Origin of the sequence: Aquincola tertiaricarbonis, assembly GCF_023573145.1 — a bacterium.
In the GTDB taxonomy this organism is placed as follows: Bacteria; Pseudomonadota; Gammaproteobacteria; order Burkholderiales; family Burkholderiaceae_C; genus Aquincola; species Aquincola tertiaricarbonis_B.
This window is the reverse complement of the sequence record NZ_CP097635.1, coordinates 1,396,071-1,421,397: the sequence shown is the minus strand read 5'-3', so window position 1 is coordinate 1,421,397 and position 25,327 is coordinate 1,396,071. Positions and strand designations below refer to the sequence as shown.

Here is a 25,327-nt window from a genome sequence, read left to right as displayed (position 1 = left end):
GTCACAGCACTGCTGGCAGCAGGTCGGCCACGGCCACCGGCAGGCCGGTGGCGATGCTGCGGTGGGCCGCCAGCCCGGTGGCCACGCTGCGCAGTCCTTCTTCCAGTGTGATCTCGGGCGGCGTGCCGTTGCGGATGGCGGCCAGGAAGTGCTGGTGCTCGATGTACGAGGCGCCGAAATGCTGGCCCGGGTAGCGGATGTTGGTGTCCCACACGCGGCGCACCGACACGCCCTGGCCGGTGCCCGAAGGCTGGCCCCAGGCCTCGCGCCGGCCCCAGTCTTCACGCCGGCCGCAGCGCAGCGTGAGCGAGGGCAGCAGCGTCTCATAGCGGGCTTGGTCGCCCACCACCACGATGTGCTCGTTGTCCACGGAGTTCTCGGCGAACATACACAGGTCCAGCATCGCGCGGGCGCCGCTGGGGTACTCCACGATCACGTAGGCGCTGTCCAGGATGTCGGGCGTGCGGCCTTCGTAGCGTTCGTCCAGGTGGTTCACCCGCTGGCCGCCGGAAGCGAACACCCGCGTCGGCCGCTCCTGCAGGATGAGGTCCATCAGGTTGAAGTAGTGGCAGCACTTCTCGACCAGCGTGCCGCCGGTGTTGCCCGAGAAGCGGTTCCAGTCACCCACCTTGGGGTAGAAGGGTTCGCGGTGCTCGCGGATGGCCACCTGGTGCAGCGTGCCGGCGCCACCGGCATGCACCAGGCGGATCATCTCGGCCACCGGCGGCATGTAGCGGTATTCCTGGGCCACCCACACCACCCGCCTGGCACCTTCGGCCACACGCTGGCGTTCCAGTGCCAGCAGGGCCAGGCCGTCTTCGATGGTGGTGACCAGCGGCTTCTCGGCCAGGATGTGCAGGTCGGTGGCCAGCGCCGCGCGCAGGATGCCGGCATGCGTGTGGTTGGGCGTGGCGATCACCACCGCGTCGCAGGCGCCGCTGTCCAGCAGCGCCTGCGGGGTGGTAAATACCTGCACGGTGTCGGGCAGCAGGGCCTGGGCCTTCTCGCGGCTGCCGGCGTCCACGTCGGCGATGGCGGTGACCTGGGTGCCCGGCAGGGCGCGCAGGTTCTCGATGTGCTCGCGGCCCATGCTGCCGCAGCCGATGATGCCGTAACGAAGAAGGGGTTCCATGCTCACTTCCAACACCGTGGGGTTGCTTCAGAACTGGTGGGCGATGCCCACGCCGATGCCACGCACCGACTGGCCTGCGCGGATGGGATTGACGCCGTTGAGCGAGTTGGCCGCGTTGTCGTCGTTGGCCACCCGGCCCAGCGAGGCGTAGAGCTCGGTGCGCTTGCTCAGCAGGTGGTGGTAGCCGATGCCGAAGCCGCTGGAATCGCAGGCATTGCAGTCGTCGATGCGCTTGGCCGCGTAGTTCGCCCACAGCTGGCCGGTGGGCAGCTTGAAGGAGATGCCCACCATGTAGTCGTGCCCGTCGATGCTGCCGCCGCTGGCGGTGCCGGCCTCGTACTTCCAGGGGTGCACGTTGGCCCACAGGTTGAGCTCGGGGGTCACCGAATACATGCCGCCCACCAGGGTTTCGGTCACCTTCTGCTCACGGCCGGTGGCGGCCACCACGCCACGTTTTTGCGTGTAGCCGGCGCCCAGGTACAGCGGGCCCGACCTGTATTCGGCATTGGCACCGTACACCTTGCCGGCGTCGCCATAGCCTTCACCCGCGCCCACGGCGCCGGTGACCGTGAGGCCGCCGAACGAAGGCGTCTTGTAGATCACCTGGTTGTTCTCGAAGGCCGACGAGATGCCCACCGAATAGATGCCCGACGCGGCCGAGCCGATGGTGCCGTTGGCCACCGGCTTTTGCAGCGCCGCGCTGTTCACGCGCAGGAAGTTGCTGCGCTGGACGGACTGCACCGCGCTGTAGCCGTGCAGCCGCAGCGGGCCGGCATCGTCGGCGAACAGGAAGGGCCAGAAGATGGGCGTGTACTGCCGGCCCAGGGTCACGGTGCCCCAGTCCTTGCTGCTCAGCCCCACGTAGGCGCCACGGTTGAAGAAGCGCGTGCCGCCTGCCGCATTGCCAGTGTCGGCGCTGATGCCCGACTCCAGGAAAAAGAGGGCCTGCAGGCCGCCGCCCAGGTCTTCGGTGCCCCGAAAGCCCAGGCGCGAGGCGGTGTAGGTGCCGCTGTCCACGCGGGTGGTCTTGCTGCCGTTGTCGATGTGCTGCAGGCCCACGTCCACACGGCCGAACACCGTGACCGTGCTTTGCGCCATCGCGGCCGGGGCCGCGGCCGTGGCCGCGATGGCCAGCAGCGTGATCGTCGTCTTCTTCATCCACATTCTCCGGTTGTGTGTGTGTTCATCCCGGCCTCCTCACCCCTTGAGGCCGCCTTGCGTCAACCCGCCCACCACGCGTTCCTGGAACAGTGCGATCAGCACTGCAATGGGCACGATGGCCACCACCAGCGCGGCCGAGATCACCGGCCACGGGAAGGTGAATTCGCCCTGGTAGAGCGAGATGCCGACGGGCAGGGTGCGCATGGAAGCGCTGGCGTTGAGCGACAGCGCGAGCAGGAATTCGTCCCAGGCATTGACGAAGGCCAGGATGCCGGCGGTGAACACGCCGGGCGCGGCCAGCGGCACCACCACGCGCCACAGCGCGCCCAGCCGGGTGCAGCCGTCGATCATCGCGGCGTTCTCCAGGTCCTTGGGAATGCTCTGGAAGAAGCTCACCAGCACCAGCGTGCACACAGGCAGGCTGAGCACGGTGTAGGGCAGCACCAGCGCGGTATAGGTGTTGAGCAGCGAGAGGTGGCGCATCGTCTCGAAGATGGGCACCAGCAGCGTGACCAGCGGGAACATGCTGGAAGCCACGATGCAGGTGAGCACCAGCTGCCGGTGGCGCAGGTTGAGCCGCGCGATCGCATAGGCCGCCAGCGCCGCCACCACCAGCGACACCGCGGTGGACACCAGTGCCACTACCAGGCTGTTGCCCAGGTACTTGAGCAGCGGCTGGTCGGTGAAGGCCTGCACGTAGTTGTTCAGCACCAGTTCGTGCGGCAGCCAGGTGATGGGCTTGCGCACCAGCTCGGCCTCGGTCTTGAGCGAGGTGAGCAGGATCCACACCGCCGGGAAGAAGCCGTTGACCACCACGATGGCTGCGGCGATGAGCCGCAGCGCCCGCGCGCTGAACAGGTTGTCGGGCTGCCTCATGCATTTCTCCCGATGCGGCGCAGGTAAAAGCCGGTGACCACCAGCGACAGCAGGAACATGAACACCGCCAGCGTGGAGCCATAGCCCACGTCCAGGTAGTCGATCGTGGTCTTGTGGATCAGCATGGCCAGCGTCTCGGTGGCGTTGCCCGGGCCGCCCTTGGTCATGGTGTAGGGGATGTCGAAGGTCTGCAGCGCGGTGATGGTGCGGAAGATCAGCGCCACGATGATGGAAGGCATCAGCATCGGGATCGTGATCTGCCAGAACTGCTGCCAGCGGCTGGCGCCGTCGACCTCGGCCGCTTCATACAGCGACTTCGGGATCATCTGCAGGCCGGCCAGCAGGATCAGCGCCATGAAGCTGCTGGTCTTCCAGATGATGGTCAGGCAGATGGCCGCAAAGGCGAACGCCGGCTCCAGCAGCCACATGCGTGGCGCGCTGCCGCCCAGTCGCCGCGCCAGGTCGTTGACCACGCCATATTCCGAGTGGAAGAACCACGCGAAGATGAGGCCGGCAAAGGCCAGCGGCAGCGCCCAGGGCAGCAGCAGCGCCAGCCGCACCGGCCACTGCCGGCGAAAGGGCAGGTTGGCCAGCAGGGCCAGCGCCAGCCCCACCACCAGCGCGCCGGGCACGGTGATCAGCGTGATCAGCACGGTGTTGCGCGTGGCGTTCCAGAAGTCCTTGTCGGTGAGCACCAGCAGGTAGTTCTCGAAGCCGATGAAGCGGGCCTCGCCGCCGCCCGACAGCCGCAGGTCGAAGAAGCTGTTCCACAGCAGGCGGCCGATCGGGTAGACGACGATCAGCGCCAGCAGCAGGAAAGCGGGCGCCAGCATCAGCACGGCGAGCGTGCGGTCGCTGGGATCGCGCAGGCGGTCCAGGGCGTTCATGGGGGCGGGTGGGGCAGCGAAGGCGCGGCGGCTCAGCGCATCACGCGGCGCAGGCGGCTCTCGATCTCGGCGACGGCTTCTTCCGGCTTCTTGGTGCGGGCCAGCGCGGCGCTCACCGAGGTGCGGATCACGTCGCTCACCTGGCCGTAGTCGCGCGACAGCGGCCGGCTGCGGCCGGCGGCCACCACGGCGCCTGCGTCCTTGAACCAGGGCACGGCCTTGAGCACGTCGGCGTCTTGATACACCGCCAGCGAGGTGGGCAGCAGGCTGCCTTCGGCCGCCAGGAACTTGCTGGCCTCGGGGCTGGCCAGGAACTTCACCAGCTTGGCCGCTTCCGCCTTGTTCTTGCTGAAGGCGCTGACCGACCACTGCCAGCCGCCCAGGCAGGTGGCGCTCTTGCCGCCCGCCACGGCCGGCAGCGGCATCACGCCCACCTTGCCCGACACCTTGCTGTCCTTGTCGCTGTTGAAGCGGTCCCAGGCAAAGCCCCAGTTGATGGCGAACACCACCTGGCCGGCCTTGAACTCGTTGACCGTGTCGGGCGTCTTCACCTCGGCCACGTTCTTCTTGATCACGCCCTGGTCCACCATGCTCAGCCACTGGTTGATGCCCTTGACCGCGGCGTCCTTGTCCAGCGTCAGGCGACCCGAGGCATCGTTGAGCTCCTTGCCCTGGCTCCAGTAGGGCAGCAGGAAGGTGCACACCGCGCCTTCGATGGGCGCGCCCTGGATGGACAGGCCCTGCAGGTTGGCATCGCTCTCGGCCTGCTGGATCTTCTTCGCGGCCGCGGCCAGCTCGTCCCAGGTCTTGGGCTCGCTGATCTTGTGCTTGTCCAGCAAGTCCTTGCGGTAGTACATGAACATCGCGTCGGCGAAGGCCGGCATCGCGGCCACCTTGCCGTCGATCACGTTGGCCTGCGCATAGGCGGGCAGGTAAGGCTTCAGGGCCACGGCCGGTTCGCCCACGTAGGCGTTCAGCGGCTCCACCCAGTTGGCGCCCGCGTACTGGGCCGGGTTCACGATGTCGATCATGAAGAGGTCGATCGACGTGTCCTTGGCATTGAGCACGGTGCCCAGGTACTGGCGCTGCAGCTCGGAGGTGGCGCCGCCGGTCTCCACCTCGATGGTGACGCCGGGGTTGCGCTGCTGGTACTGGTCGAACAGCTTGCGCATCAGGTCGGGCCGCTGGCCCGAGCCGCCGGCAAAGGCGCGCAGCTTGGTGTCGGCCAGTGCATGGGGTGCGGTGCCGGCCAGCAGCAGGGCGGCCAGCAGGGTGCCGGCCAGGGTGTGGGGCTTCTTCATGATGGTCTTCTCCTCGTGATGGGGCCCTAGACCCTTGCGGCGCCGGTCTCGGGGTCGAACAGGTGCAGGTGGGCCGGCTGTGCATGCAGCGTGAAGCGGGTGCCCGGCGCCTCGCGGAACTGCGCCGGCAGCCGCGCCACCATGTCCACCCCGCCCAGGCGGGCGGTGACCAGGGTCTCGGCGCCCAGCGGCTCCAGCAGCGAGACGGTGGCCGGCAGCGCCAGGTCGCCCGGCTGCGGCGCCAGGCGCAGGTTTTCGGGCCGCACGCCCAGCGTCAGCCGGCCGCTGTGGCGGTCCAGCGGGGCGGGCAGGCGCAGCCGCAGGCCCTCGCCCAGGTCGGCATGGCCATCGGCCAGCTGGGCGCTCACCAGGTTCATCGGCGGTGCGCCGGTGAAGCCGGCCACGAACAGCGCCGCCGGCCGGTTGTAGACGGTGTCGGGCGTGTCGTACTGCATCTTGCGGCCGGCGCTCAGCACCGCGATGCGGTCGGCCAGGGTCATTGCCTCCACCTGGTCGTGCGTCACGTAGATCATGGTGGCGCCCAGCCGCTGGTGCAGGCGCTTGATCTCGGTGCGCATCTCATGGCGCAGCTGCGCGTCCAGGTTCGACAGCGGCTCGTCGAACAAAAACACCTCGGGCTGGCGCACGATGGCGCGGCCGATGGCCACCCGCTGGCGCTGGCCGCCCGACAAGGCGGCGGGCTTGCGGTCCAGCAGGTGGTCGATGCGCAGCAGCCGTGCGGCTTCGCCCACGCGGCGCTTGATCTCGTCTTCGGGCGTCTTGCGCAGCCGCAGGCCGAAGGCCATGTTGTCGTACAGGCTCTTGTGCGGGTACAGCGCATAGTCCTGGAACACCATCGCGATGTCGCGCGCCCGCGGCGGCTTGTGGTTGACCACCTCGCCGCCGATGCGCACCTCACCGCCGGTGATGCTCTCCAGCCCCGCGATCATGCGCAGCAGCGTGCTTTTGCCGCAGCCCGAAGGGCCGACGAAGACGCAGAACTCACCCTGCTTGATCTCGAGGTCGATGCCGTGGATGACGGGCACCTTGCCGTCATAGCTCTTGTGCACGCCACGCAGTTCCACCGCAGCCATCAGTAGCCTCCGCTCACGGTGCTGCCCTCGGCGGGCGGCTGCCCCAGTGCGCCGATGGCGGCCTGGGCGCTGCGCATCAGCAGCCCCAGGTCGGAAGCGATGGCCGTGAAGTCGAAGCCCATCGCGCGGTAGCGCTGCACCACCTCCACCGTGCCGCCCACGGTGCCGATGGGCTTGCCCACGGCCTTGGCGCGCTGCACCGCCTGGGCAGTGATCTCCAGCACCGCCGGGTGGGTGAGCTGGGCCACATGGCCCATGGTGGCCGACAGGTCGCCCGGGCCGATGAAAAGGGCGTCCACGCCCGGCACCGCCGCAATGGCTTCCAGCTGGCCGATGGCCTCGGCGGTTTCCAGCTGCACGATGACGCAGAGGCCCTGGTTGGCGGTGCGCAGGTAGTCGGGCGCGGTGCCAAAGCGCGAGGCCCGGCTCATGCCGGCCATGCCGCGTCGGCCCTCGGGCGGGTAGCGGGTGGCGGCCACCGCGTCGCGCGCTTCTTCGGCGTTTTGCACGAAGGGCACCAGCAGCGTGGTGGCGCCGGCGTCCAGCACGCGCTTGATGGTCACCGGGTCGTTCCAGGGCACGCGCACCACCGGCCGCATCGGCGTGCCGGCCACGGCCTGCAGCAGATGGATCAGCTCCATCTGGTCCAGCGGCGTGTGCTCCATGTCGATCACCGCCCAGCCGAAGCCGGCATGGCCCATCGCCTCGGCCACCAGCGGGCTGGCCGACATGATCCAGGTACCCAGCGCAGGCGGGCTGGCCGGTTGTTGCAGCAGTTCTTGAAAGGCGTTCATCAGGGCGGCGGATGGTAGAAGTGCTGGGGCGATGGCAGATATGCGGTTTTATCCGCCGTTGCTGCGGATTTCGTGCTTAGAAGATGGCCGGTTCCGGGTTAGGGCCGGGGCCTTGCAGGAAGTCGAAGTCGCAGCCTTCATGGGCCTGCGTCACATGCTGCTGGTACAGCCGGGTGTAGCCCCGGGTGGCCGCCGGCGGCGGTGGCTGCCAGGCGGCGCGGCGTTGGGCCAGTTCTTCGTCGGGCACCAGCAGCTGCAGCGAGCGGGCGGGCACGTCGAGGCGGATGCGGTCGCCGGTGCGCACCAGCGCCAGCGGCCCGCCCACGGCGGCCTCGGGGCTCACGTGCAGCACGCAGCTGCCGTAGTGGGTGCCGCTCATGCGTGCGTCCGAGATGCGCACCATGTCGCGCACGCCGCGGGCCAGCAGCTTCTTGGGGATGGGCAGGCCGCCCCATTCGGGCATGCCGGGCGCGCCCACCGGACCGGCGTAGCGCAGCACCATCACCGTGGTCTCGTCGCAGTCCAGCGCGGGGTCGTTGCACTGCGCCACCATCTCCGCCGGTGAATCGAACACCAGCGCACGGCCTTCATGGCACAGCAGCTGCGGGCTGGCGGCGCTCACCTTCATCACCGCGCCGTCGGGCGCCAGGTTGCCGCGTACCACGGCCAGTGCGCCGTCGGCGCTCACCGGGCGGTCCAGCGGGCGGATGGTCTCGTCGTCCAGGCTGTGGCGGCCGTCGATGTTCTCGCCCAGCGTGCGGCCGGTCACCGTCATCTCGCCCAGCGACAGGTGCGCGCGCACCCGGTCCATCAAGGCCGGCAGGCCGCCCGCGTAATGGAAGTCCTCCATCAAGCGGTCGCCACTGGGAAAGAGGTTGGCCAGCACCGGCACCTGGCGCGCGATGGCGTCCAGGTCGTCCAGCGTCAATGCCACGCCGGCACGGCGGGCCATGGCCAGCAGGTGCACTGCCGCGTTGGTGGAGCCGCCCAGCGCCATCTGCACCACCGCCGCGTTGCGGAAGGCGCCAGGTGTCAGCAGGTCGGCGGGCTTGAGGTCTTCCCACACCAGGCCCACGATGCGTTCGCCGCAGCTGGTGGCCATGCGGGTGTGGCCGGCGTCCATCGCCGGAATGGCGGTGCTGCCCGGCAGGGCCAGGCCCAGCGCCTCGACGATGGCCGTCATGGTGCTCGCGGTGCCCATGGTGTTGCAGGTGCCGGGCGCGCGCGTCATGTGCGCCTCCAGCTTCACCCACTCGGGCTCGCTGATGTGGCCGGCCTGGTACTCGTCCCAGAACATGCGGGTGTGGGTGCCTGCGCCCACGGTGCGTGGCGGCTGGCCGGGCTGCAGGTAGCGGTCGCTGAGCATCGGGCCGGCGGCGCAGAACAGCGTGGGCAGCCCGGCGCTGATGGCGCCCATCACCGTGGCGGGCGTGGTTTTGTCGCAGCCGGCCAGCAGCACCACGCCGTCGATGGGCAGCGAGCGCAGCAGCTCTTCCACCTCCATCGCCAGGAAGTTGCGGTACAGCATGGTGGTGGGCTTGACCATCACCTCGCCCAGGCTCATGGCGGGCAGCTCGAAGGGCATGCCGCCGGCCATCAGCACGCCGCGCTTGACCGACTCGGCCCGCTCACGCAGGTGGGCATGGCAGGGCGAAAGGTCGCTCCAGGTGTTGACGATGGCGATGATGGGATGGTCGAGCACGTCTTCGCGCCGCAGGCCCATCTGCTGCATGCGCTGCCGGTGTGCGAAGGCCCGCATGTCGGTGGCGGCGAACCAGCGGCGGCTGCGCAGGTCGGCCAGGGTTTTCCGTGGGGGCATGAGGCGGGATTCCGTGTCGCGTGTTAGCGGTAACATTAAGCGCGCAACATAATCACGGCCATCCAGGGAAACCCGATGCGATGAAAGAAACCACGGCTGAGAACGGACGCCGCCCGCGCCGCGGCCACGGCCGCCCGACGTTGCACGACGTGGCGGCGGTGGCGCAGGTCACGCGCATCACCGTCTCACGCTATCTGCGTGAGCCGCACCTGGTGGCGCCCGAGACGGCCGAGCGCATCCAGGCCGCCATTGCGCAGACCGGTTATGTGCGCAACCTGCAGGCCGGCCAGCTGGCCAGCGGCCGCTCCCGCATGGTGGCGGCGCTGATTCCCAACGTGGGCCATTCCATCTTCGGCGAGTCCATCCAGGGCCTGGTGGATGGCCTGCGCGACACCGAGTACGAACTGCTGCTCATGCCCACCGGCTATTCGCTCGAGCGTGAAGAGGCGCAGCTGCGCGCGTTGGCCGGCTGGGGTCCGGCGGCGCTGGTGGTCACCGGCCGCCACCACACGCCCGGCGCGCTGCGGTTGCTGCGTGATGCCCAGCAGGCCGGCACACCGGTGGTGGAGATCTGGGACTGCAGCCACGCCGCCCCGGCCAGCGACGGCGCGCCCGCCTTGCCGCAGATCGGCTTCGACCACCACGCGGTGGGCCGGGCGGTGGCCGAGCACCTGCTGGCCCAGGGCCACCGCTCGCTGGCCTTCGTGGCCAGCGCGGTGTCGGAAGACTATCGCGCCGGCGACCGCTGCGAAGGCTTCGTGCAGGCGGTGCAGGCGGCCGGTGCGCAGGTGCGCGTGTTCCGCGCCAATGCCGGCGACGTGTTCGATGCCGGCCGCGCGATGCTGGGGCCGCTGCGCAGCGCCGACCATGGCCGCATCACCGCCGTGGGCGTGGCCAACGACCAGCTGGCCTGCGGCCTGCTGCTGGAAGCCCAGGCCACCGGCCTGCCGGTGCCGCAGGCCTTGTCGGTGGTGGGCTTCGGCGACTTTCCGCTCGGCAACCAGCTGCGGCCCCGCCTGTCCACCGTGCGCCCGCCGCGCGAGGAAATCGGCCGCGCCACCGCCCGCGCCCTGCTGGCTGCGCTGGACGCCGAAGAACCGGTGCGTGGCTGCGAGCTGCCCTGGCAGTTGATCGACCGCGGCAGCACGGGGCCAGTTGGTTGAATCGCCGTACAATCGCTCGCAACACACCCGCCACACGTCCTGATCTCGGTCAGGGTTCTGCTTCACGGCAGACGTGCAAAAGGCGGGTTTTCTTTGGGCGGAAGTTGTTCCAACCGACAGATTCTTGGCCAAAGTTCCTTTCACCAAAGTCGCCGCGACCCCTGAGCAGTTGCTGCAGAAGCTGAAGGACCGGGGCCTCGTCGTATTGCCTGCCACCGAGCCAAAGGCACTGGCCTGCCTGCGCGGTGTCGGCGGCTACCGCCTCAAGGGCTACTGGTTCCATGTGGTCGATCCGGCCACCAAGCGGTTCCCCGCCGGCTACTCCTTCGAGCAGATTGCAGCGCGCTGCGAGCTGGACCGCGAGTTGAGGGCGGCCACCATCGAAGCGATTGATCGGCTGGAGGTGGCCATCCGCTCGGTCATGGCGAACTACCTGAGCTTGCGGCATTCACCGCACTGGTTCTTGAACACGGCCATCTTCAAGCCCACGCGCGACTGGGGCGTTGGCCAGTTGATCCGCAAGATCGAAGAGGAGGTGCGTCGCGCTGAGGGCAAGCGGTTCGTCGCGCACTACTTCAACCGACACGACGATCCGTACCTGCCGCCAAGCTGGTCCATCAGTGAGTGCGTGACCTTCGGATTGTGGTCACGCACCTACGCCATCCTGCGCGACGCGCAGGACAAGAAGGCCATCTCCAAACGCTTCGGCGTGGATCAAGTGGAGGTCTTCCAGTCGTGGATCCACACCCTGACCGTGGTCCGCAATGTGGCGGCGCACCACGGACAATTGCTGAGGGTGCGGCTGGGAGTGGCTCCTGCCAACTACAAATCTGCCGGCATCAGGTTCGCGGATCAAAAGTCGTTCTATGCAGCCGCGACCGTGGTGCACTTCCTCCTCGTCCAAACGGGTCTGCCGCATCGTTGGAAGGCGGAGTTGATGGCCATCTTCCAGCGGTACCCGGACGTCGAGCCGGCCGAACTCGGATTTCCCGGGGGATGGACGGCACAGCCAGGCTGGTAGACGCCAGCCCGCGCTCTCACACTCGCGGCTGCCGCCCGTCCTACAACTGGTTGCGTTTGGCGCCGACGGCCGGCATGCCGCGTGCCGGAGATAGTCGCGCAAAGGCTGCCACCACCATGACCACCACCGCCACCCGTCCCTCCCTGCCTCCGATGCGTCCGATGCGCCGCGGGCAGGACCTTGCCGAGCCGCTGGCGCCCTGGAACCGCCCGACCCGCGCCGCGCGCTGGTGGAGCATGGGCGTGCCGCTGCTGCTGGTGCTGGTGGGCAACGGCCTGCTGTTCGCCACCGGCACCGCCGGCGCCGACCCCGCGTTCAGCAGCCTGCGGCTGGCGCCACCGGGCTGGTTCGTCGGCCTGATGTGGGCGCTGATCTTCCCGATGTGGGGCTACGCCCGCTGGCGTGTGTGGCAGGCCGGTGCCGTTGGCCGCCGCGCCGCCCGCTGGGTGGTGGCGTTGATGGCCTGGGGGCTGGCCTACCCGGTGCTGACGCTGGGCTTCGAGACCGGCCTGTCCGCGGTGGCCAACGTCGCCTCGTTGGCCCTGGTGCTGCTGACCACCCGCCGCGTGCAGCGCGCCAGTGCGCCGGCCGCCCGCTGGCTGGTCCCGTCCATCGTGTGGATCGGCTTTGCCACCGCGCTGGGCCTGGCCGCCTGGTGGCATTGACTGGCGCGGCCCGCCCCGGCCATGGCCGATCCGCTGCAGCGCTACCGCGACAAGCGCGACTTCAGCGCCACGCCGGAGCCGCAGGGCGGGCAGCATCAGGGTGAGGCGCTGCCCTTCGTCATCCAGAAGCATGCGGCCCGTGCGCTGCACTACGACTTCCGGTTGGCGCTGGACGGCACGCTCAAGAGCTGGGCGGTGCCCAAAGGCCCCAGCCTCGACCCGCATGAGCGCCGCATGGCGGTGGAGGTGGAAGACCACCCGCTGGACTACGCCCGCTTCGAAGGCACCATCCCGGCCGGCCATTACGGTGCCGGTCAGGTCATCGTGTGGGACCGGGGCACCTGGCAGCCCGAAGGTGATGCCCGCGCCGGCCTGGCCGCCGGCAAGCTCAAGTTCCGGCTGCAGGGCCAAAAGCTGGGTGGCCGCTGGACCCTGGTGCGCATGCGCGGCCGTGGCAGCGAGCGGCAAACGCCCTGGCTGCTGATCAAGGAGCATGACGACGCCGCGCGCCCGGCCGCCGAATACAGCGTGACCGAGGCCGAGCCCGGCAGCGTGATCAGCGATGCGGTGATCGCCGCGCCGGCCAAGACCACGAAGCCGGCGCGCAAGAAAAGCGCGCCCGCCCCGGCCGCCAAGGTCGCCGCCAAGTCGGCCGTGCCTTTGCCCGACACCCTGGCGCCGCAGTTGGCCACGCTGGTGGACGGCGTGCCGACCGAGGGCGACTGGCTGTACGAGATGAAGTTCGACGGCTACCGGCTGCTGGCCCGCATCGAGGCCGGCGAGGTCAAGCTGTTCACCCGCAACGGCCACGACTGGACGGCCAAGCTGCGCGCCCTGGCCAAGGAGCTGGCGTCGCTGGGCCTGCACAAGGCCTGGCTGGACGGCGAGATCGTGGTGCTGGACGCGCAAGGCGTGCCCAGCTTCCAGCGGCTGCAGAACGTGTTCGAGCAGCGGCGCACGCAGGACATCGTCTACTACCTGTTCGACGCGCCCTTCCTGCAGGGTGAAGACCTGCGGCCGTTGCCGTTGCGCGTGCGCCGGCAGCGCCTGCGCGATGCGCTGGAGGCGGCGGGTGACCCACCGCACCTGCGCTTCAGCGAAGACTTTGCGGTGGACGCCGCGCAGCTGTTGCACACCGCCTGCCAGATGCGCATGGAAGGCGTGATCGGCAAGCGGGCCGATGCGGCTTACGCCAGCGGCCGCCAGCGCAGCTGGATCAAGCTCAAGTGCCAGCAGCGGCAGGAGTTCGTCATCGGCGGTTGGACCGACCCCCAGGGCAGCCGCACCGGCCTGGGCGCGCTGCTGCTGGGCGTGCACGATGCGGCCGGCGCGTTGCACTATGCCGGCAACGTGGGCACCGGCTTCAACCAGCAGTCGCTGGCCGACCTGTCTAGACAACTGAAGGCCATTGCCGCCGACGCACCGCCGTTCAAGGGTCTGCCGCGCGGCATCAAGGGCCACTGGGTGCAGCCGCGCCTGATCGCCGAGGTGTCGTTCGCCGAGTGGACGAAGGACGGCCGCGTGCGTCAGGCGGTGTTCCATGGCCTGCGCACCGACAAGAAGCCCGAGGCCATCGGCCGCGAGCGGGCAGTGCCGGCGCCGGGCCCCGCACCGGCGGCCCGCAAGCGCACCCAGGCCGCTTCGGCCCGGCCGGCCGACCGCCTGTCGTCGGGCCCGCCGCCGGGCCCGCCGCCGGGCCTGCCTCCGGGCCTGCGCCTGACCCATGCCAGCCGCGTGATCGATGCCGCCAGCGGCACCACCAAGCAGCAGCTGGCCGAGTACATGCACCGTGCGGCCACGCGCCTGCTGCCGCACCTGCGCGGGCGGCCGGTGTCGCTGGTGCGTGCGCCGGCCGGTGTGGCCGGCGAACTGTTCTTCCAGAAGCACGACAGCGGCAAGATCAAGGGCCTGCGGCAGTTGGACCCGGCCTTCGATCCCGACCATGCGCCTCTGATGGAGGTGGCCACCCGCACCGCGCTGCTGAACGCGGTGCAGATGAACGTGATCGAGTTCCACACCTGGAATGCCACCACCCGCGCCATCGACCAGCCTGACCGCATGACCTTCGACCTGGACCCGGGCGAAGGCGTGGCCTGGCCGCAGATTGCCGAGGGCGCGCAGCTGGTGAAGGCCTTGCTGGACGAGCTGGGCCTGCGCGCGCTGCTCAAGACCAGCGGCGGCAAGGGCCTGCATGTGGTGGTGCCCTTCAAGCCCTCGCTGGGCTGGGACGCGGTGAAGGCCTTGTCCCAGCAGATCGTGCAGCACCTGGCGCGCACGCTGCCCGACCGCTTCGTGGCCAAGAGCGGGCCCAGGAACCGGGTGGGCAAGATCTTCGTGGACTACCTGCGCAACGGCCGCGGCGCCACCACGGTGGCGGCCTGGTCAACGCGGGCGCGGCCGGGGCTCGGCATCTCGGTGCCGGTGGGCTGGGACGAACTGCCGCAGCTGACCGGTGGTGCGCACTTTCACATCGGCAACATCGACGCGCGCCTGCAGGCCCCGGATGCCTGGGCCGGTGAGGCCAGCGCCGCGGCCCGCCAAACCCTGCGTAATGCGATGCGGATTCTGGATTTCGTGCCTCCAGCATGAAATAGTTTGCAAATCACCGGCGCGACCTGAGGCAAGCGGGTACACTGGTCGGGTAGGCATACACAAGACCGTCTTCTCGAGGTCAGGTCGATCTTCCTGTCCCAATCGGTGGCAGGCTCGGTATGGATTTCTCCCCCTGGTGATTTCTTGCGTGTCTCTGCCACGCGTCAGCATGTGCTGCGCGTGCCTCTTCTAAACTCAAGGATCATCATGTCCACCAAGCAAACGCAAACCGGCACCGTCAAGTGGTTCGACGATGGCAAGGGCTTCGGCTTCATCACGCCCGAACAAGGCGGCAAGGACCTTTTCGCGCATTTCAAGGAAATCCGCGTTGAAGGCTTCAAGAGCCTGAGCGAAGGCCAACGCGTTGAATTCGAAGTGACCCAAGGCCAAAAGGGCCCGCAAGCTTCGAACATCCGCCCGCTGTAATCCACAGCCTGGCACCCTAGAAAACCGCGGCTTGCCGCGGTTTTTTACGCCTGGATCTTTTCGGCAGCGGCCTTGCCCGGCGCCTTCTTGCGGCGGCTGCGCTTGGCGGCCTGGGCGTCCTCGAGTTCGGTGAAGAAGTCGAACATCTGCTGCGCCGCGGGCGACAGGCTGCGGCCCCGACGGCGGATTAGCCCCACATGCCGGGTGACCACCGGCTCTTCGAGCGGAATGCTCACCAGCAGCGGGTGGTCCTTGCCCGGCATGGCCATCGAGGGCACGGCCGCCACGCCCAGGCCGGCTTCCACCAGGCCCAGCAGCGTGGTCACGTGCTGCGCCTCGTACAAGGCCTGCGGGCGGCCCGGCATGCGGGCCAGCGCCTGGTCCATCAGCAGCCGGTTGCCCGAGCGCTGGCTCACCGCGATGAAGTCGTGCTCGGCCAGCTCCGGCCAGGTCACGCGGCGCTTGCGGGCCAGCGGGTGGTCGCGCCGGCAGGCGGCCACGAAGCGCTCTTCCACCAGCGGCGTGAACTCGATGTCGGGCTCGTTGCCGCCGATGAAGTTGAGGCCGAAGTCGGCCTCGCCGCGCGACACGCTGCCCAGCACGTCGTTGGCGCTGGCGTCCAGCACCCGCACGCGCACCTTGGGGTAGGCCTCGCGGTAGCGCTGGATCACGCGCGACAGGTAGTAGTAGACGGTGGATGGCACGCAGGCGATGGTGACCTCGCCCATGCGCGTGGTGGCCACGCCGCGGATGCCCAGCAGCGTGCTGTCCAGGTCGTCCAGGATCTGCTGCACCTTGCGCGCGAAGTCGCGGCCCACGGCCGTCAGGCTCACGCGGCGGGTGGTGCGGTCCAGCAGGCGCACGCCCAGCGCTTCTTCCAGCTTGTCGATGCGGCGGCTGAAGGCCGGTTGCGAGATGTGCACGGCTTCGGCCGCACGGCGGAAGTTGTTCAGCTCGGCCACGGCGCGAAAGGCCAGCAGGTCGTTGAGGTCGAAGTTCATGCCCATGGCGCGGCGTTGCAAGGCTGTGGAAAGGATTGATCGACAAGGTGGATCAATGGCCACATTGTGCGTGAGCCGCGCATCACCGCCGCCCGTGCGCCGGGGTGCAGCGCGCGTGACCCTGCTGGCCGGCCGACCGGGCCCCCGGTGGCATCATCCCGGGTTTGAGAACTTCCTACCGGGAGCCTGAACTTGAAGCGACTTTTCCCGCTGCTGACCGCCGCTGCGCTGATCGCGCCGGCCGCGTCGGCCCTGGCGCAAGTGCCTGTCGGCAAGACCACCAGCAAGGCGCCCATCCTCACCAAGGAAGAGCTGCGTGCCTGCATGAAGCGCGAGGTGGCCGTCAATGAACAGCGCACCACCGCTGAAAACCGCAAGGCCGCGCTGGATGCGGAACGGGCCGAGGTGACCAAGCTGTCCGAAGGCCTGCAGCCGCTGAAGGCCGATGTGGAGGCCAAGGCCGGCGCCATCAAGCAGCTCAACGAGCGCACCCGCGTGCTGGGCGAGCGCATCGTGGCCTTCAATGCCAAGGCCGCCAACCCGCCGGCCGACGACGCCGGCCGCAAGGCGCTGCAGGATGAGGAAAAGCAGCTCAAGACCGAGGCCGGCGCGATCGAGGCCGAAGGCAAGCCGCTGCAGGCCGCCTACGAAGCCGCGGTGGCCGCGCTGAACGACAAGGCCAAGGTGCACGACGAGCGCGCCGCCGCCTGGAACGAAAAGCAGTCGCAGGTGGTGGCCGCCGCGCGTGAAGCCGAGCAGGCCCGCCAGGGCTGGATGCTGGACTGCGCCGACCGCCGCTATCGCGAGGACGACGAGAAGGCCATCAAGGCCGGCAAGTAAGGAGCCTGCATGCTGCAACACGCCACCAACCCGCTGCTGGCCCCGTGGACGGCGCCGCACGGCCTGCCGCCGTTCGACCAGATCAGCGCCGAGCACTTCGCGCCCGCCTTCGAGGTGGCGATGCAGCAGCACCGCGACGAGCTGGACGCCATCGGCGCGCACGAAGCCGAGCCCGATTTCGAGAACACCATCGCCGCCTTCGACCGCTCGGGCCGGCTGATGAACCGGCTGGAAGCGTGCTTCTCCAACCTGGCCGCTTCCGAGGCCACCGCCGAGCTGCGTGATGCCCAGCGTGCGCTGGCCCCGCGCATCGCGGCGCACGACAACGCCATCTACCTGCATGAGCCGCTGTTCCGCCGCATCGATGCGGTGTGGCAGCGCCGTGGTCAGCTGGGTCTCGACGCCCAGCAGCTGCGGCTGGTGGAGCGCATCCACCTCGACTTCGTGCGCACCGGCGCCCGGCTGGCGTCCGAGGCACGGGCCCGCCATGCACAGATCATGGAGCGCCTGGCCACGCTGACCACGCAGTTCGGCCAGAACGTGCTGGCCGATGAATCGGCCTACCGGCTGGAGCTGCGCACCGAAGAAGACCAGGCCGGCCTGCCCGACTTCGTGCGGGCTGCCGCCCGCGAGGCGGCGCGCGAGCGCCAGCTGCCGCATCCGGTGATCACGCTGTCGCGCTCGCTGGTGGTGCCCTTCCTCACCTTCAGCGCCCGGCGCGACCTGCGCGAGCAGGCCTGGCGCGCCTGGACCAGCCGCGGCGAACATGCCGGCCCCACCGACAACCGGGCGCTGGTGCACGAGATCCTGGCGCTGCGGGCCGAGCGCGCAGCGCTGCACGGCCATGCCAGCTTCGCCGACTTCACGCTGGCCGACACCATGGCCGGCACGCAGGCTGCGGTGGCGAACCTGCTGGACGACGTGTGGACCCGCGCGGTGGACACCATGGGCCGCGAGCGCGCGCAGATCGACGCGCTGCGCGCCGAGGCCGGCGACACCGGCACGCTGGAGCCCTGGGACTGGCGCTACTGGGCCGAGCAGGTGCGCCAGCGCCACTACGCCATCGACGATGCCGAGGTGAAGCCGTACTTCGCGCTCGACCGCATGGTGGCCGCCGCCTTCGACTGTGCGCAACGCCTGTTCGGCGTGCAGTTCACCGAGCTGGCCGGCGCGCCGCTGTACCACCCCGACGTCAAGGCCTACGAGGTGCGCGATGCGCAGGGCCAGCCCATCGGCGTGTTCCTGCACGACAACTTCGCGCGGCCCAGCAAGCGCAGCGGCGCCTGGATGAGCGCCTACCGCGTGCAGCACCGCAATGGCAGCACCGTGCTGCCCATCATCGTCAACAACAACAACTTCGCGAAGGCGGCGGCCGGCGAGCCCACGCTGCTGAGCTTCGACGATGTGCGCACGCTGTTCCATGAGTTCGGCCATGGCCTGCACGGCCTGCTGTCCAGCGTCACGTACGAGCGGCTGAGCGGCACCGCGGTGCTGCGCGACTTCGTCGAGTTGCCTTCGCAGCTGTACGAGCACTGGGCCACCGAGCCCGAGGTGCTGCAGCGCCACGCCCGCCACGTGCACACTGGCGAGCCGATTCCGCAGGCCCTGATCCAGCGGCTGCAGGCGGCCGAACGCTTCGGCCAGGGCTACGAGGCGGTGCGCTACGTGGGCAGCGCGCTCACCGACATGGCGGCGCATGCGCTGCCGCTGGCCGAGCTGCCGGCCGATCCGGTGGCCTTCGAGGCCGCGGTGCTGGCCCAGCGCGGCCTGCCGCAGGCGGCGGGGGTCAACCACCGCTTCACCCACTTCCAGCACCTGTTCGCCGGCCATGGCTATGCGGCCGGCTATTACGTGTACCTGTGGGCCGAGGTGCTGGACGCCGATGCCTACGGCGCCTTCGCCGAAGCAGGCAGCCCCTTCGATGCCGAGGTGGCGGGCCGGCTGCTGCGCCACATCTACGCCGCCGGCAACACCGTGGCGCCGGAGCAGGCCTTCGCGGCCTTCCGGGGCCGCGGCCCGCAGGTCGAGCCGATGCTGCGCCAGCGCGGCCTGCTGCAAGACACCGAGGCGACCGCCTGATGGCCGCGCTGCAAGCAGGCGGTGCGGTGACGCCGGCCCAGGCCATCACCGAGACCCGCGCGTGGCTGGAGCATGCGGTCATCGGCCTCAACCTGTGCCCCTTCGCCAAGGCCGTGCATGTGCGCGGCCAGGTGCGCTATGCGGTGTGCGAATCGGCCGACCCCGAAGTGTTGCTGCAGCAGCTGGCCGACGAACTGCAGCAGCTGGCCGCCACCGACGCGGCCGAGGTGGACACCTGCCTGCTGATCCACCCCGCCGCGCTCACCGACTTCGACGACTACAACCAGTTCCTCGACGCGGCCGAGGCGCTGGTGGAGGAGCTGGGCCTGGACGGCGTGCTGCAGGTGGCCAGCTTCCATCCGCAGTACCGGTTCGAAGGCACCGAACCGGGCGAGATCGAGAACGCCACCAACCAGTCGCCCTTCCCGATGCTGCACCTGCTGCGCGAGGAGAGCATCGACCGTGCGGTGGAAGCCTTCCCCGAACCCGAGGCCATCTACGAAGCCAACCAGCGCAGCCTGGCCGCGCTGGGGCATGAGGGCTGGGAGGCGCTGCGCGAGCGCTGGCAGGCCGACGCGCGCATGGCGATTGCTGCAGCACCACCAGGCCGCGACTGATCGCGCGCCGGCAACCCTCCACTTCCAAGGTGCCCCCATGGCCGGTTCCAGCTTGCTTGCCCTGATCGACGACATCGCCTCGGTGCTGGACGATGTGGCGGTGCTCACCAAGGTGGCCACCAAGAAGACGGCCGGCGTGCTGGGCGATGACCTGGCGCTGAATGCGCAGCAGGTCACCGGCGTCAACGCCGACCGCGAACTGCCGGTGGTGTGGGCGGTGGCCAAGGGCTCGATGGTCAACAAGGCCATCCTGGTGCCGGCGGCGCTGCTGATCAGCGCCTTCGCGCCCTGGGCGGTGACGCCGCTGCTGATGCTGGGCGGCGCCTTCCTGTGCTTCGAGGGGGTGGAAAAGCTGGCGCACAAGCTGCTGCATGCCAAGGCCGACGACGAAGCGGCGCGTGCCCAGCGGCTGCAGGCGCTGGCCGACCCCAAGGTCGACCCGGTGGCCTTCGAGAAGGACAAGATCAAGGGCGCGGTGCGCACCGACTTTATCCTGTCGGCCGAGATCATCGCCATCACGCTGGGCACGGTGGCCGAAGCCCCCTTCACCACGCAGGTCATCGTGCTGGTGGGCATCGCGCTGCTGATGACGGTGGGCGTGTACGGCCTGGTGGCCGGCATCGTGAAGCTGGACGACGCCGGCCTGGCCCTCAGCCGCAGCGCCAGCGGCGGGCTGCGCAGCCTGGGCCGCGGCATCCTGGCCGCCGCGCCGTGGCTGATGAAGTTCCTCAGCGTGGCGGGCACCGCGGCCATGTTCCTGGTGGGTGGCGGCATCCTGGTGCACGGCGTGCCGGTGGTGGCGCATACCATCGAGGGCTTTGCCGAACCCCTGGGCGGCGTGGCCGGCTGGCTGGTCAGCAACCTGGCGAACATGGCCATCGGCGCCGTGGCCGGCGCGCTGATCCTGGCGGTGGTGACGCTGGTGCAGCGCCTGCGTGGCGGCGCCCCCGCCCAGGCGCATTGACCGACCGAACGTGACTCCCCGATTGCTGTTGGCCCCGATGGAGGGCCTGCTGGACTATGCGCTGCGCGATGCGCTCACCGCAGTGGGCGGCATCGACCGCTGCGTGTCCGAGTTCATCCGCGTCACCGGCACCCTGCTGCCCGAAAAGGCTTTCGTGCGCGTGGTGCCCGAGCTGAAAAACGGCGGCCGCACCCGCGCCGGCACGCCGGTGCGGGCCCAGCTGCTGGGCAGCGACCCGGCCTGCCTGGCCGACAACGCGGCGCGCCTGGCCTCGCTGGGGCCGGCGGGCATCGACCTCAACTTCGGCTGCCCGGCCAAGGTGGTGAACCGCCATGGCGGCGGCGCCGCGCTGCTGGTCGATCCGCCGCTGGTGGGCCGCATCGTGGAAGCGGTGCGGCGCGCGGTGCCGGCCGAGATGCCGGTGTCGGCCAAGATGCGCCTGGGCTTCGACGACGATGCGCTGGCGCTGGATTGCGCGCAGGCCATCGAGGCCGGCGGCGCCGAGGAACTGGTGGTGCACGGCCGCACCAAGGCCCAGGGCTACCGGCCGCCGGCCTACTGGGCGCGCATCGCCGACATCCGCCAGGCGGTGAAGCTGCCGGTGGTGGCCAATGGCGAGATCTGGACGGTGGCCGATGCGCAGCGCTGCCTGCAGGAGTCGGGCTGCGACGCGCTGATGCTGGGCCGTGGCATGGTGGCCGACCCCGGCCTGGCGCTGGCCATCCGCGGCGCGGTGGAGCCGGTGGCCTGGTCGGCGCTGATGCCGCGCATCGCCGACTTCTGGCAGATCGTGGGCACGCGGGTGGAAGCGCGGCATCGCGCCGGCCGCCTGAAGCAGTGGCTCAACTTCCTGCGCCGGGTGCATCCGGCGGCAGAGGAGGCCTACCAGCGGGTGCGCACGCTCACCGATCCGGCCGCAGTGGCGGGCGCGCTGTTCGGCGGCGCCCACGGCGTGTAGGCGAACTTGCTACGCGCGGTCTGGTGCCACACCGACAGAGCGCCGGGGCGCCGGGACATGGTGGCGGCTGAGGCGGACGCCTAGTCTTGCCGATAAGCCAGTCAGCCATCCATCTTTCGGGAGTACGTCATGGCCATCACCGCACAAGCCACCTACGAACTGCGTTTCGAATCGCTGTTCCATTCGGGCCGCGCACTCACCTTCCCGTGCGACGAGCGCGGCGAAGTGCACCTGGACTCGCTGAGCGAGAAGGCGCGCGACAACTACCTGTACGCCCGCGCCGTGGTCGGCCGCGAGTTTTGCCCGCCGGCCGTCTGCCTGAGCGACCGCCTGCATTGACGAGCCCCCAAGCTCGCTTTCGCTCGCTACCCCCGGGGGGGCCTTTCAGGTCCTTGGGGCGGCCCGGCGGACCTGAGTCACTTTTGCTGCGCCACCTGCAGCAACTGCGCGACCACCGCCACCGCGATCAGCTCCGGCTCCTTGCCGTTGATGCCTTCGATGCCGATCGGGCAGTGCATGCGGGCGAGTGTTTCGGGCGCTACGCCCTTGGCTTCCAGCCGGTGGGTGAACCGGGCTCGCTTGGTCGCAGAGCCGATCAGCCCGAAGAAGCCGAAATCGCCCCGCTTCAGGATGGCTTCGGTCAGGCGCAGGTCCAGGTCGTGGCTGTGCGTCAGCACCAGGTAAAACGCCCCCGGCGGGGCCAGCGCCACCTCGCCTTCGACCGCGTCCACCGCCACTGCGCGGATGTGGTCGGGCGCTGGCGTGAACACCTCGGCCGACGGAAACTGTTCTTCGCGCTCGTCGATCCAGTCCACCCGGCAATCCAGCGTGGCCAGCAGCCGCACGATGGCCTGGCCCACATGGCCGGCGCCGTACAGCTGCAGGTGGAACATGGGTTCCGGCTCGGGCCAGGCGGCCAGCGCGGCATCGTCCAGCCAGTCGAAGCCCAGCGTCACCGCGCCGCCGCAGCACTGGCCCAGCGCCGGCCCCAGCGGGTAGTGGCGCTGGAAGGGCTCCCGGCCCTCGGCCAGCATCTCGCGCGCGGCCGCTATGGCCTTCAGCTCCAGGTGGCCACCGCCGATGGTGCCCACCGCCTCACGCGCCGACACCAGCATGCGGGTGCCGGCATGCCGCGGCGCCGAGCCTTTGGATTCAAGCACCTGCACCACCACGGCGGGGTGGCGCGCAGCCTGGCGCCAGGCGCGGGCGGTGCGGCGGATGTGGCGGTCCATGGTGATGGGGTCAGGCGGCTGCCTTGACGGCGGTGATGGCGCTGAGGATGGCTTCCGACGTGGCCGGCGCCCGCAGCGGCGGATCGACCCGGTGGCCGCCCACGGCCGAGATGGCGTCGCGGATGGCGAAGAACACCGAGAAGGGCAGCAGCAGCGGCGGCTCGCCCACCGCCTTGCTGCGGTGGATGGAGTCCTCGCGGTTGGGCCCGTCGAACAGCCGCACGTTGAACACCGGCGGGCAGTCGTTGGCGGTCGGGATCTTGTAGGTGCTGGGCGCGTGCGTCATCAGCTTGCCGGTCTGCGGGTGCCACACCAGCTCTTCGGTGGTCAGCCAGCCCATGCCCTGGATGAAGGCACCTTCCACCTGGCCGATGTCCAGCGCCGGGTTCAGCGAGCGGCCGGCATCGTGCAGCACGTCCGCGCGCAGCAGCTTCCATTCGCCGGTCAGCGTGTCCACCAGCACCTCGCTCACCGCCGCGCCGTAGGCGAAGTAGTAGAAGGGCCGGCCCTTCATCTTGTCGCGGTCCCAGCTCAGGCCCGGCGTGGCGTAAAAGCCGTCGGACCACAGCTGCACGCGGTCCAGGTAGGCCTGCGCCACCACCGCATCAAAGCGCAGCGTGCGGCCCGCCACCTGCACCTCGTCGTTGGCAAACACCACCTCCTCGGCGGTGCCGCCATGGTGCGCGGCGATGCAGGCGGCCAGGCGCTCGCGGATCTGCCGCGCGGCATCCTGCGCGGCCTTGCCGTTCAGGTCGGCGCCGGTGGAGGCCGCGGTGGCCGAGGTGTTGGCCACCTTCTGCGTGTCGGTCGCGGTCACGCGCACCCGCTCGAAGCTCACGCCCAGCTCATGCGCCACCACCTGGGCCACCTTGGTGTTCAGGCCCTGGCCCATCTCGGTGCCGCCGTGGTTCACCAGGATGGAGCCGTCGTTGTACACATGCACCAGTGCGCCGGCCTGGTTGAAGTGCTTGACGTTGAAGGAGATGCCGAACTTCAGCGGCACCAGCGCCAGGCCGCGCTTGAGCACCGGGCTGCCGGCGTTGAACTGCGCCACCGCCTCGCGCCGCGCCGTGTAGTCGCTGCTGGCCACCAGCTGGTCGACCACCTCGTGCACGATGTTGTCGGTCACCGTCTGCTCATAGGGCGTGACGTTGCGCTCGGTGGTGCCGTAGAAGTTGGCACGGCGCACCGCCAGCGGGTCGCGGCCCAGCCGGCGGGCCACCGCGTCCAGGATGTTCTCGATGGCGATGGCGCCCTGCGGCCCGCCGAAGCCGCGGAAGGCGGTGTTGCTCTGGGTGTTGGTCTTGCCCGAGAAGCCGTGCAGCGCCACGTCGGGCAGCCAGTAGGCATTGTCGAAGTGGCACAGCGCGCGGGTCATCACCGGGCCCGACAGGTCGGCCGAGTGGCCGGCGCGCGAGACCATGTTCACCTCGGCGCCCAGGATGCGGCCTTCGTCGTCGTAGCCGATGTCGTACTCGTACCAGAAGCAGTGGCGCCGGCCGGTGATCATGAAGTCGTCGTCGCGGTCCAGCCGCAGCTTGACGGGTCGGTTGAGCTTCTTGGCCGCCACCGCCGCCACGCAGGCGAACAGGCCCGACTGCGACTCCTTGCCGCCGAAGCCACCGCCCATCCGCCGGCATTCCACCTGCACATGGTGGGCATGCAGCTTCAGCGCATGGGCCACCAGGTGCTGCATCTCGGTGGGGTGCTGGGTGCTGCAGTGCACATGCATGCCGTCGTTCTCCTTCGGCACGGCATAGCTGATCTGGCCTTCCAGGTAGAACTGCTCCTGTCCGCCGACGTCGAAGGTGCCTTGCAGCCGGTGCGGCGCCTTGGCAATGGCGGCCTGCGCGCCGCCTTCGGTGCTGCTGCGCACCAGGTGCATCGGCGGCACCACGTACTGCTGCTGCGCGTGGGCCTGCTGGGGCGTCAGCACCGGGGGCAGGGCGTCGATCTGCAACACCTGCCTGGCCAGCGCAGCGGCGCGGCGCGCCTGGTCGCGGCTTTCGGCGATGACGGCGAACACCGGCTGGCCCAGGTAGCGGATCTCGCCGTCGCACAGGATGGGATCGTCGTGCACGATCGAGCCGCAGTCGTTGCTGCCGGGGATGTCGGCCGCGGTGAGCACGGCCACCACGCCGGGCATGGCCTTGACCTTGTCGAGGTCGGCGCTCTTCAGCGTGCCCTTGGCCACCGGCGACAGGCCCAGCGCGCAGTGCAGGGTGCCTTGCAGCTCGGGGATGTCGTCGATGTAGGTGGCCTCACCGGCCACGTGCAGGTGGGCCGACTCATGCGGCCGGCTGATGCCGACCCGCGCCCCGGCGGCCTGGGCACTGCGTTCGGCCGCTTCGTCGATGCGCGCGGCGGTGTTCTTCGCATAGGGTGCGAAGGCTTCGGCGGGCTGCAGCAGGCTGGGGGCGATGGGCTTGTTCATGTGGGGGTCCGGCTGAGTGCTTGGCGGCGGAGCGCTTGTCTAGACAGGCTGGCCTGGCTGCTTTGTTGGGCGTGGTTTCTTGCGGCGAGGCTGGCTTGGGGCTGGTGCGGGGTGGGGTGCCTGGGCGTGGGGCTGGGCGGGTAGGGGCGTGGGCTTAGCTTCCGCGGTCCGCGCGTTGCGCGGACTGCCCTGCGCTGCTCGGTCGAGTGGCCCACGCCGCGTAACTCGCTGCGATGGCTTTGCCATCTCCGCTCAGACACCCGCCTGCGAG

General features: G+C 69.6%; 22 protein-coding genes. 11 read left to right on the top strand and 11 right to left on the bottom strand.

Translation table 11 applies throughout. The features are described from left to right. Window position 1 precedes the first annotated feature (1 nt). From MW290_RS06560 to araD, 8 genes are all read right to left on the bottom strand, one after another. Complete coding sequence (locus MW290_RS06560; protein WP_250196453.1) at window positions 2-1,132, bottom strand: Gfo/Idh/MocA family protein; 1,131 nt, start codon at window positions 1,130-1,132, stop codon at window positions 2-4. Between the two features lie 27 nt (window positions 1,133-1,159). Then, on the bottom strand, window positions 1,160-2,290 hold the full coding sequence (locus MW290_RS06555) for a porin (protein WP_250196452.1): 1,131 nt from the start codon (window positions 2,288-2,290) through the stop codon (window positions 1,160-1,162). 39 nt (window positions 2,291-2,329) lie between these two features. After that, window positions 2,330-3,169, bottom strand: a complete 840-nt coding sequence (locus MW290_RS06550; RefSeq protein ID WP_250196451.1) for a carbohydrate ABC transporter permease — start codon at window positions 3,167-3,169, stop codon at window positions 2,330-2,332. Further along, window positions 3,166-4,056, bottom strand: coding sequence for a carbohydrate ABC transporter permease (locus tag MW290_RS06545; RefSeq protein WP_250196450.1), 891 nt, complete (start codon window positions 4,054-4,056; stop codon window positions 3,166-3,168). The genes MW290_RS06550 and MW290_RS06545 overlap by 4 nt, the downstream gene beginning before the upstream one ends. 32 nt (window positions 4,057-4,088) lie before the next feature. After that, the gene (locus MW290_RS06540; protein WP_250196449.1) at window positions 4,089-5,357 is read right to left on the bottom strand and encodes an ABC transporter substrate-binding protein; all 1,269 of its coding nucleotides are present in this window, start codon (window positions 5,355-5,357) and stop codon (window positions 4,089-4,091) included. A gap of 26 nt (window positions 5,358-5,383) precedes the next feature. Beyond that, on the bottom strand, window positions 5,384-6,451 hold the full coding sequence (locus tag MW290_RS06535) for an ABC transporter ATP-binding protein (protein ID WP_250196448.1): 1,068 nt from the start codon (window positions 6,449-6,451) through the stop codon (window positions 5,384-5,386). Further along, the gene (locus tag MW290_RS06530) at window positions 6,451-7,245 is read right to left on the bottom strand and encodes an HpcH/HpaI aldolase family protein (RefSeq protein ID WP_250196447.1); all 795 of its coding nucleotides are present in this window, start codon (window positions 7,243-7,245) and stop codon (window positions 6,451-6,453) included. Before MW290_RS06530 ends, MW290_RS06535 begins: the two co-directional genes overlap by 1 nt. Window positions 7,246-7,321: 76 nt before the next feature. Beyond that, complete coding sequence (araD, locus tag MW290_RS06525; RefSeq protein ID WP_250196446.1) at window positions 7,322-9,064, bottom strand: L-arabinonate dehydratase; 1,743 nt, start codon at window positions 9,062-9,064, stop codon at window positions 7,322-7,324. 80 nt (window positions 9,065-9,144) lie between these two features. On the opposite strand from araD, the gene MW290_RS06520 reads away from it, so the two are divergent. From MW290_RS06520 to MW290_RS06500, 5 genes are all read left to right on the top strand, one after another. Further along, window positions 9,145-10,227 carry a LacI family DNA-binding transcriptional regulator gene (locus MW290_RS06520; protein ID WP_250196445.1) on the top strand — a complete coding sequence of 361 codons (1,083 nt, stop codon included), beginning with the start codon at window positions 9,145-9,147 and terminating at the stop codon, window positions 10,225-10,227. A 124-nt stretch (window positions 10,228-10,351) separates the two neighbouring features. Continuing rightward, window positions 10,352-11,248: an Abi family protein gene (locus tag MW290_RS06515; protein WP_250196444.1), complete on the top strand. Its 897-nt coding sequence runs from the start codon at window positions 10,352-10,354 to the stop codon at window positions 11,246-11,248. Between the two features lie 116 nt (window positions 11,249-11,364). Next, window positions 11,365-11,913: a TspO/MBR family protein gene (locus MW290_RS06510; RefSeq protein WP_250196443.1), complete on the top strand. Its 549-nt coding sequence runs from the start codon at window positions 11,365-11,367 to the stop codon at window positions 11,911-11,913. A 21-nt stretch (window positions 11,914-11,934) separates the two neighbouring features. Then, window positions 11,935-14,502, top strand: coding sequence for a DNA ligase D (ligD, locus tag MW290_RS06505; protein WP_250196442.1), 2,568 nt, complete (start codon window positions 11,935-11,937; stop codon window positions 14,500-14,502). Window positions 14,503-14,712: 210 nt separating this feature from the next. Next, window positions 14,713-14,931, top strand: coding sequence for a cold-shock protein (locus MW290_RS06500; protein WP_250196441.1), 219 nt, complete (start codon window positions 14,713-14,715; stop codon window positions 14,929-14,931). Window positions 14,932-14,975: 44 nt separating this feature from the next. Here MW290_RS06500 and MW290_RS06495 read toward each other — a convergent pair whose 3' ends face one another. Continuing rightward, window positions 14,976-15,938 (bottom strand): LysR family transcriptional regulator, encoded by a 963-nt coding sequence (locus MW290_RS06495; protein WP_250196607.1) that lies wholly within the window; start codon window positions 15,936-15,938, stop codon window positions 14,976-14,978. Between the two features lie 186 nt (window positions 15,939-16,124). On the opposite strand from MW290_RS06495, the gene MW290_RS06490 reads away from it, so the two are divergent. The 6 genes from MW290_RS06490 (at window position 16,125) to MW290_RS06465 (ending at window position 21,729) form a co-directional block, all read left to right on the top strand. Beyond that, the gene (locus MW290_RS06490) at window positions 16,125-16,772 is read left to right on the top strand and encodes a hypothetical protein (protein ID WP_250196440.1); all 648 of its coding nucleotides are present in this window, start codon (window positions 16,125-16,127) and stop codon (window positions 16,770-16,772) included. A 9-nt stretch (window positions 16,773-16,781) separates the two neighbouring features. Next, entirely contained in the window at window positions 16,782-18,851 is a 2,070-nt protein-coding gene (locus tag MW290_RS06485; RefSeq protein WP_250196439.1) for a M3 family metallopeptidase, read from the top strand. After that, complete coding sequence (locus MW290_RS06480) at window positions 18,851-19,468, top strand: DUF1415 domain-containing protein (RefSeq protein WP_250196438.1); 618 nt, start codon at window positions 18,851-18,853, stop codon at window positions 19,466-19,468. The genes MW290_RS06485 and MW290_RS06480 overlap by 1 nt, the downstream gene beginning before the upstream one ends. A gap of 37 nt (window positions 19,469-19,505) precedes the next feature. Next, window positions 19,506-20,432 carry a DUF808 domain-containing protein gene (locus MW290_RS06475; RefSeq protein WP_250196437.1) on the top strand — a complete coding sequence of 309 codons (927 nt, stop codon included), beginning with the start codon at window positions 19,506-19,508 and terminating at the stop codon, window positions 20,430-20,432. 37 nt (window positions 20,433-20,469) lie between these two features. Then, window positions 20,470-21,390, top strand: a complete 921-nt coding sequence (locus MW290_RS06470) for a tRNA dihydrouridine synthase (RefSeq protein WP_250196606.1) — start codon at window positions 20,470-20,472, stop codon at window positions 21,388-21,390. A gap of 129 nt (window positions 21,391-21,519) precedes the next feature. Further along, window positions 21,520-21,729 (top strand): hypothetical protein, encoded by a 210-nt coding sequence (locus tag MW290_RS06465; RefSeq protein ID WP_250196436.1) that lies wholly within the window; start codon window positions 21,520-21,522, stop codon window positions 21,727-21,729. A 77-nt stretch (window positions 21,730-21,806) separates the two neighbouring features. Here MW290_RS06465 and xdhC read toward each other — a convergent pair whose 3' ends face one another. Both xdhC and xdhB read right to left on the bottom strand, forming a co-directional pair. Then, a complete protein-coding gene (gene xdhC / locus MW290_RS06460; RefSeq protein ID WP_250196435.1) occupies window positions 21,807-22,622 on the bottom strand; it encodes a xanthine dehydrogenase accessory protein XdhC in 816 nt (271 codons plus the stop codon). Window positions 22,623-22,632: 10 nt separating this feature from the next. Next, complete coding sequence (gene xdhB / locus MW290_RS06455; protein ID WP_250196434.1) at window positions 22,633-25,056, bottom strand: xanthine dehydrogenase molybdopterin binding subunit; 2,424 nt, start codon at window positions 25,054-25,056, stop codon at window positions 22,633-22,635. Window positions 25,057-25,327 lie beyond the last annotated feature (271 nt).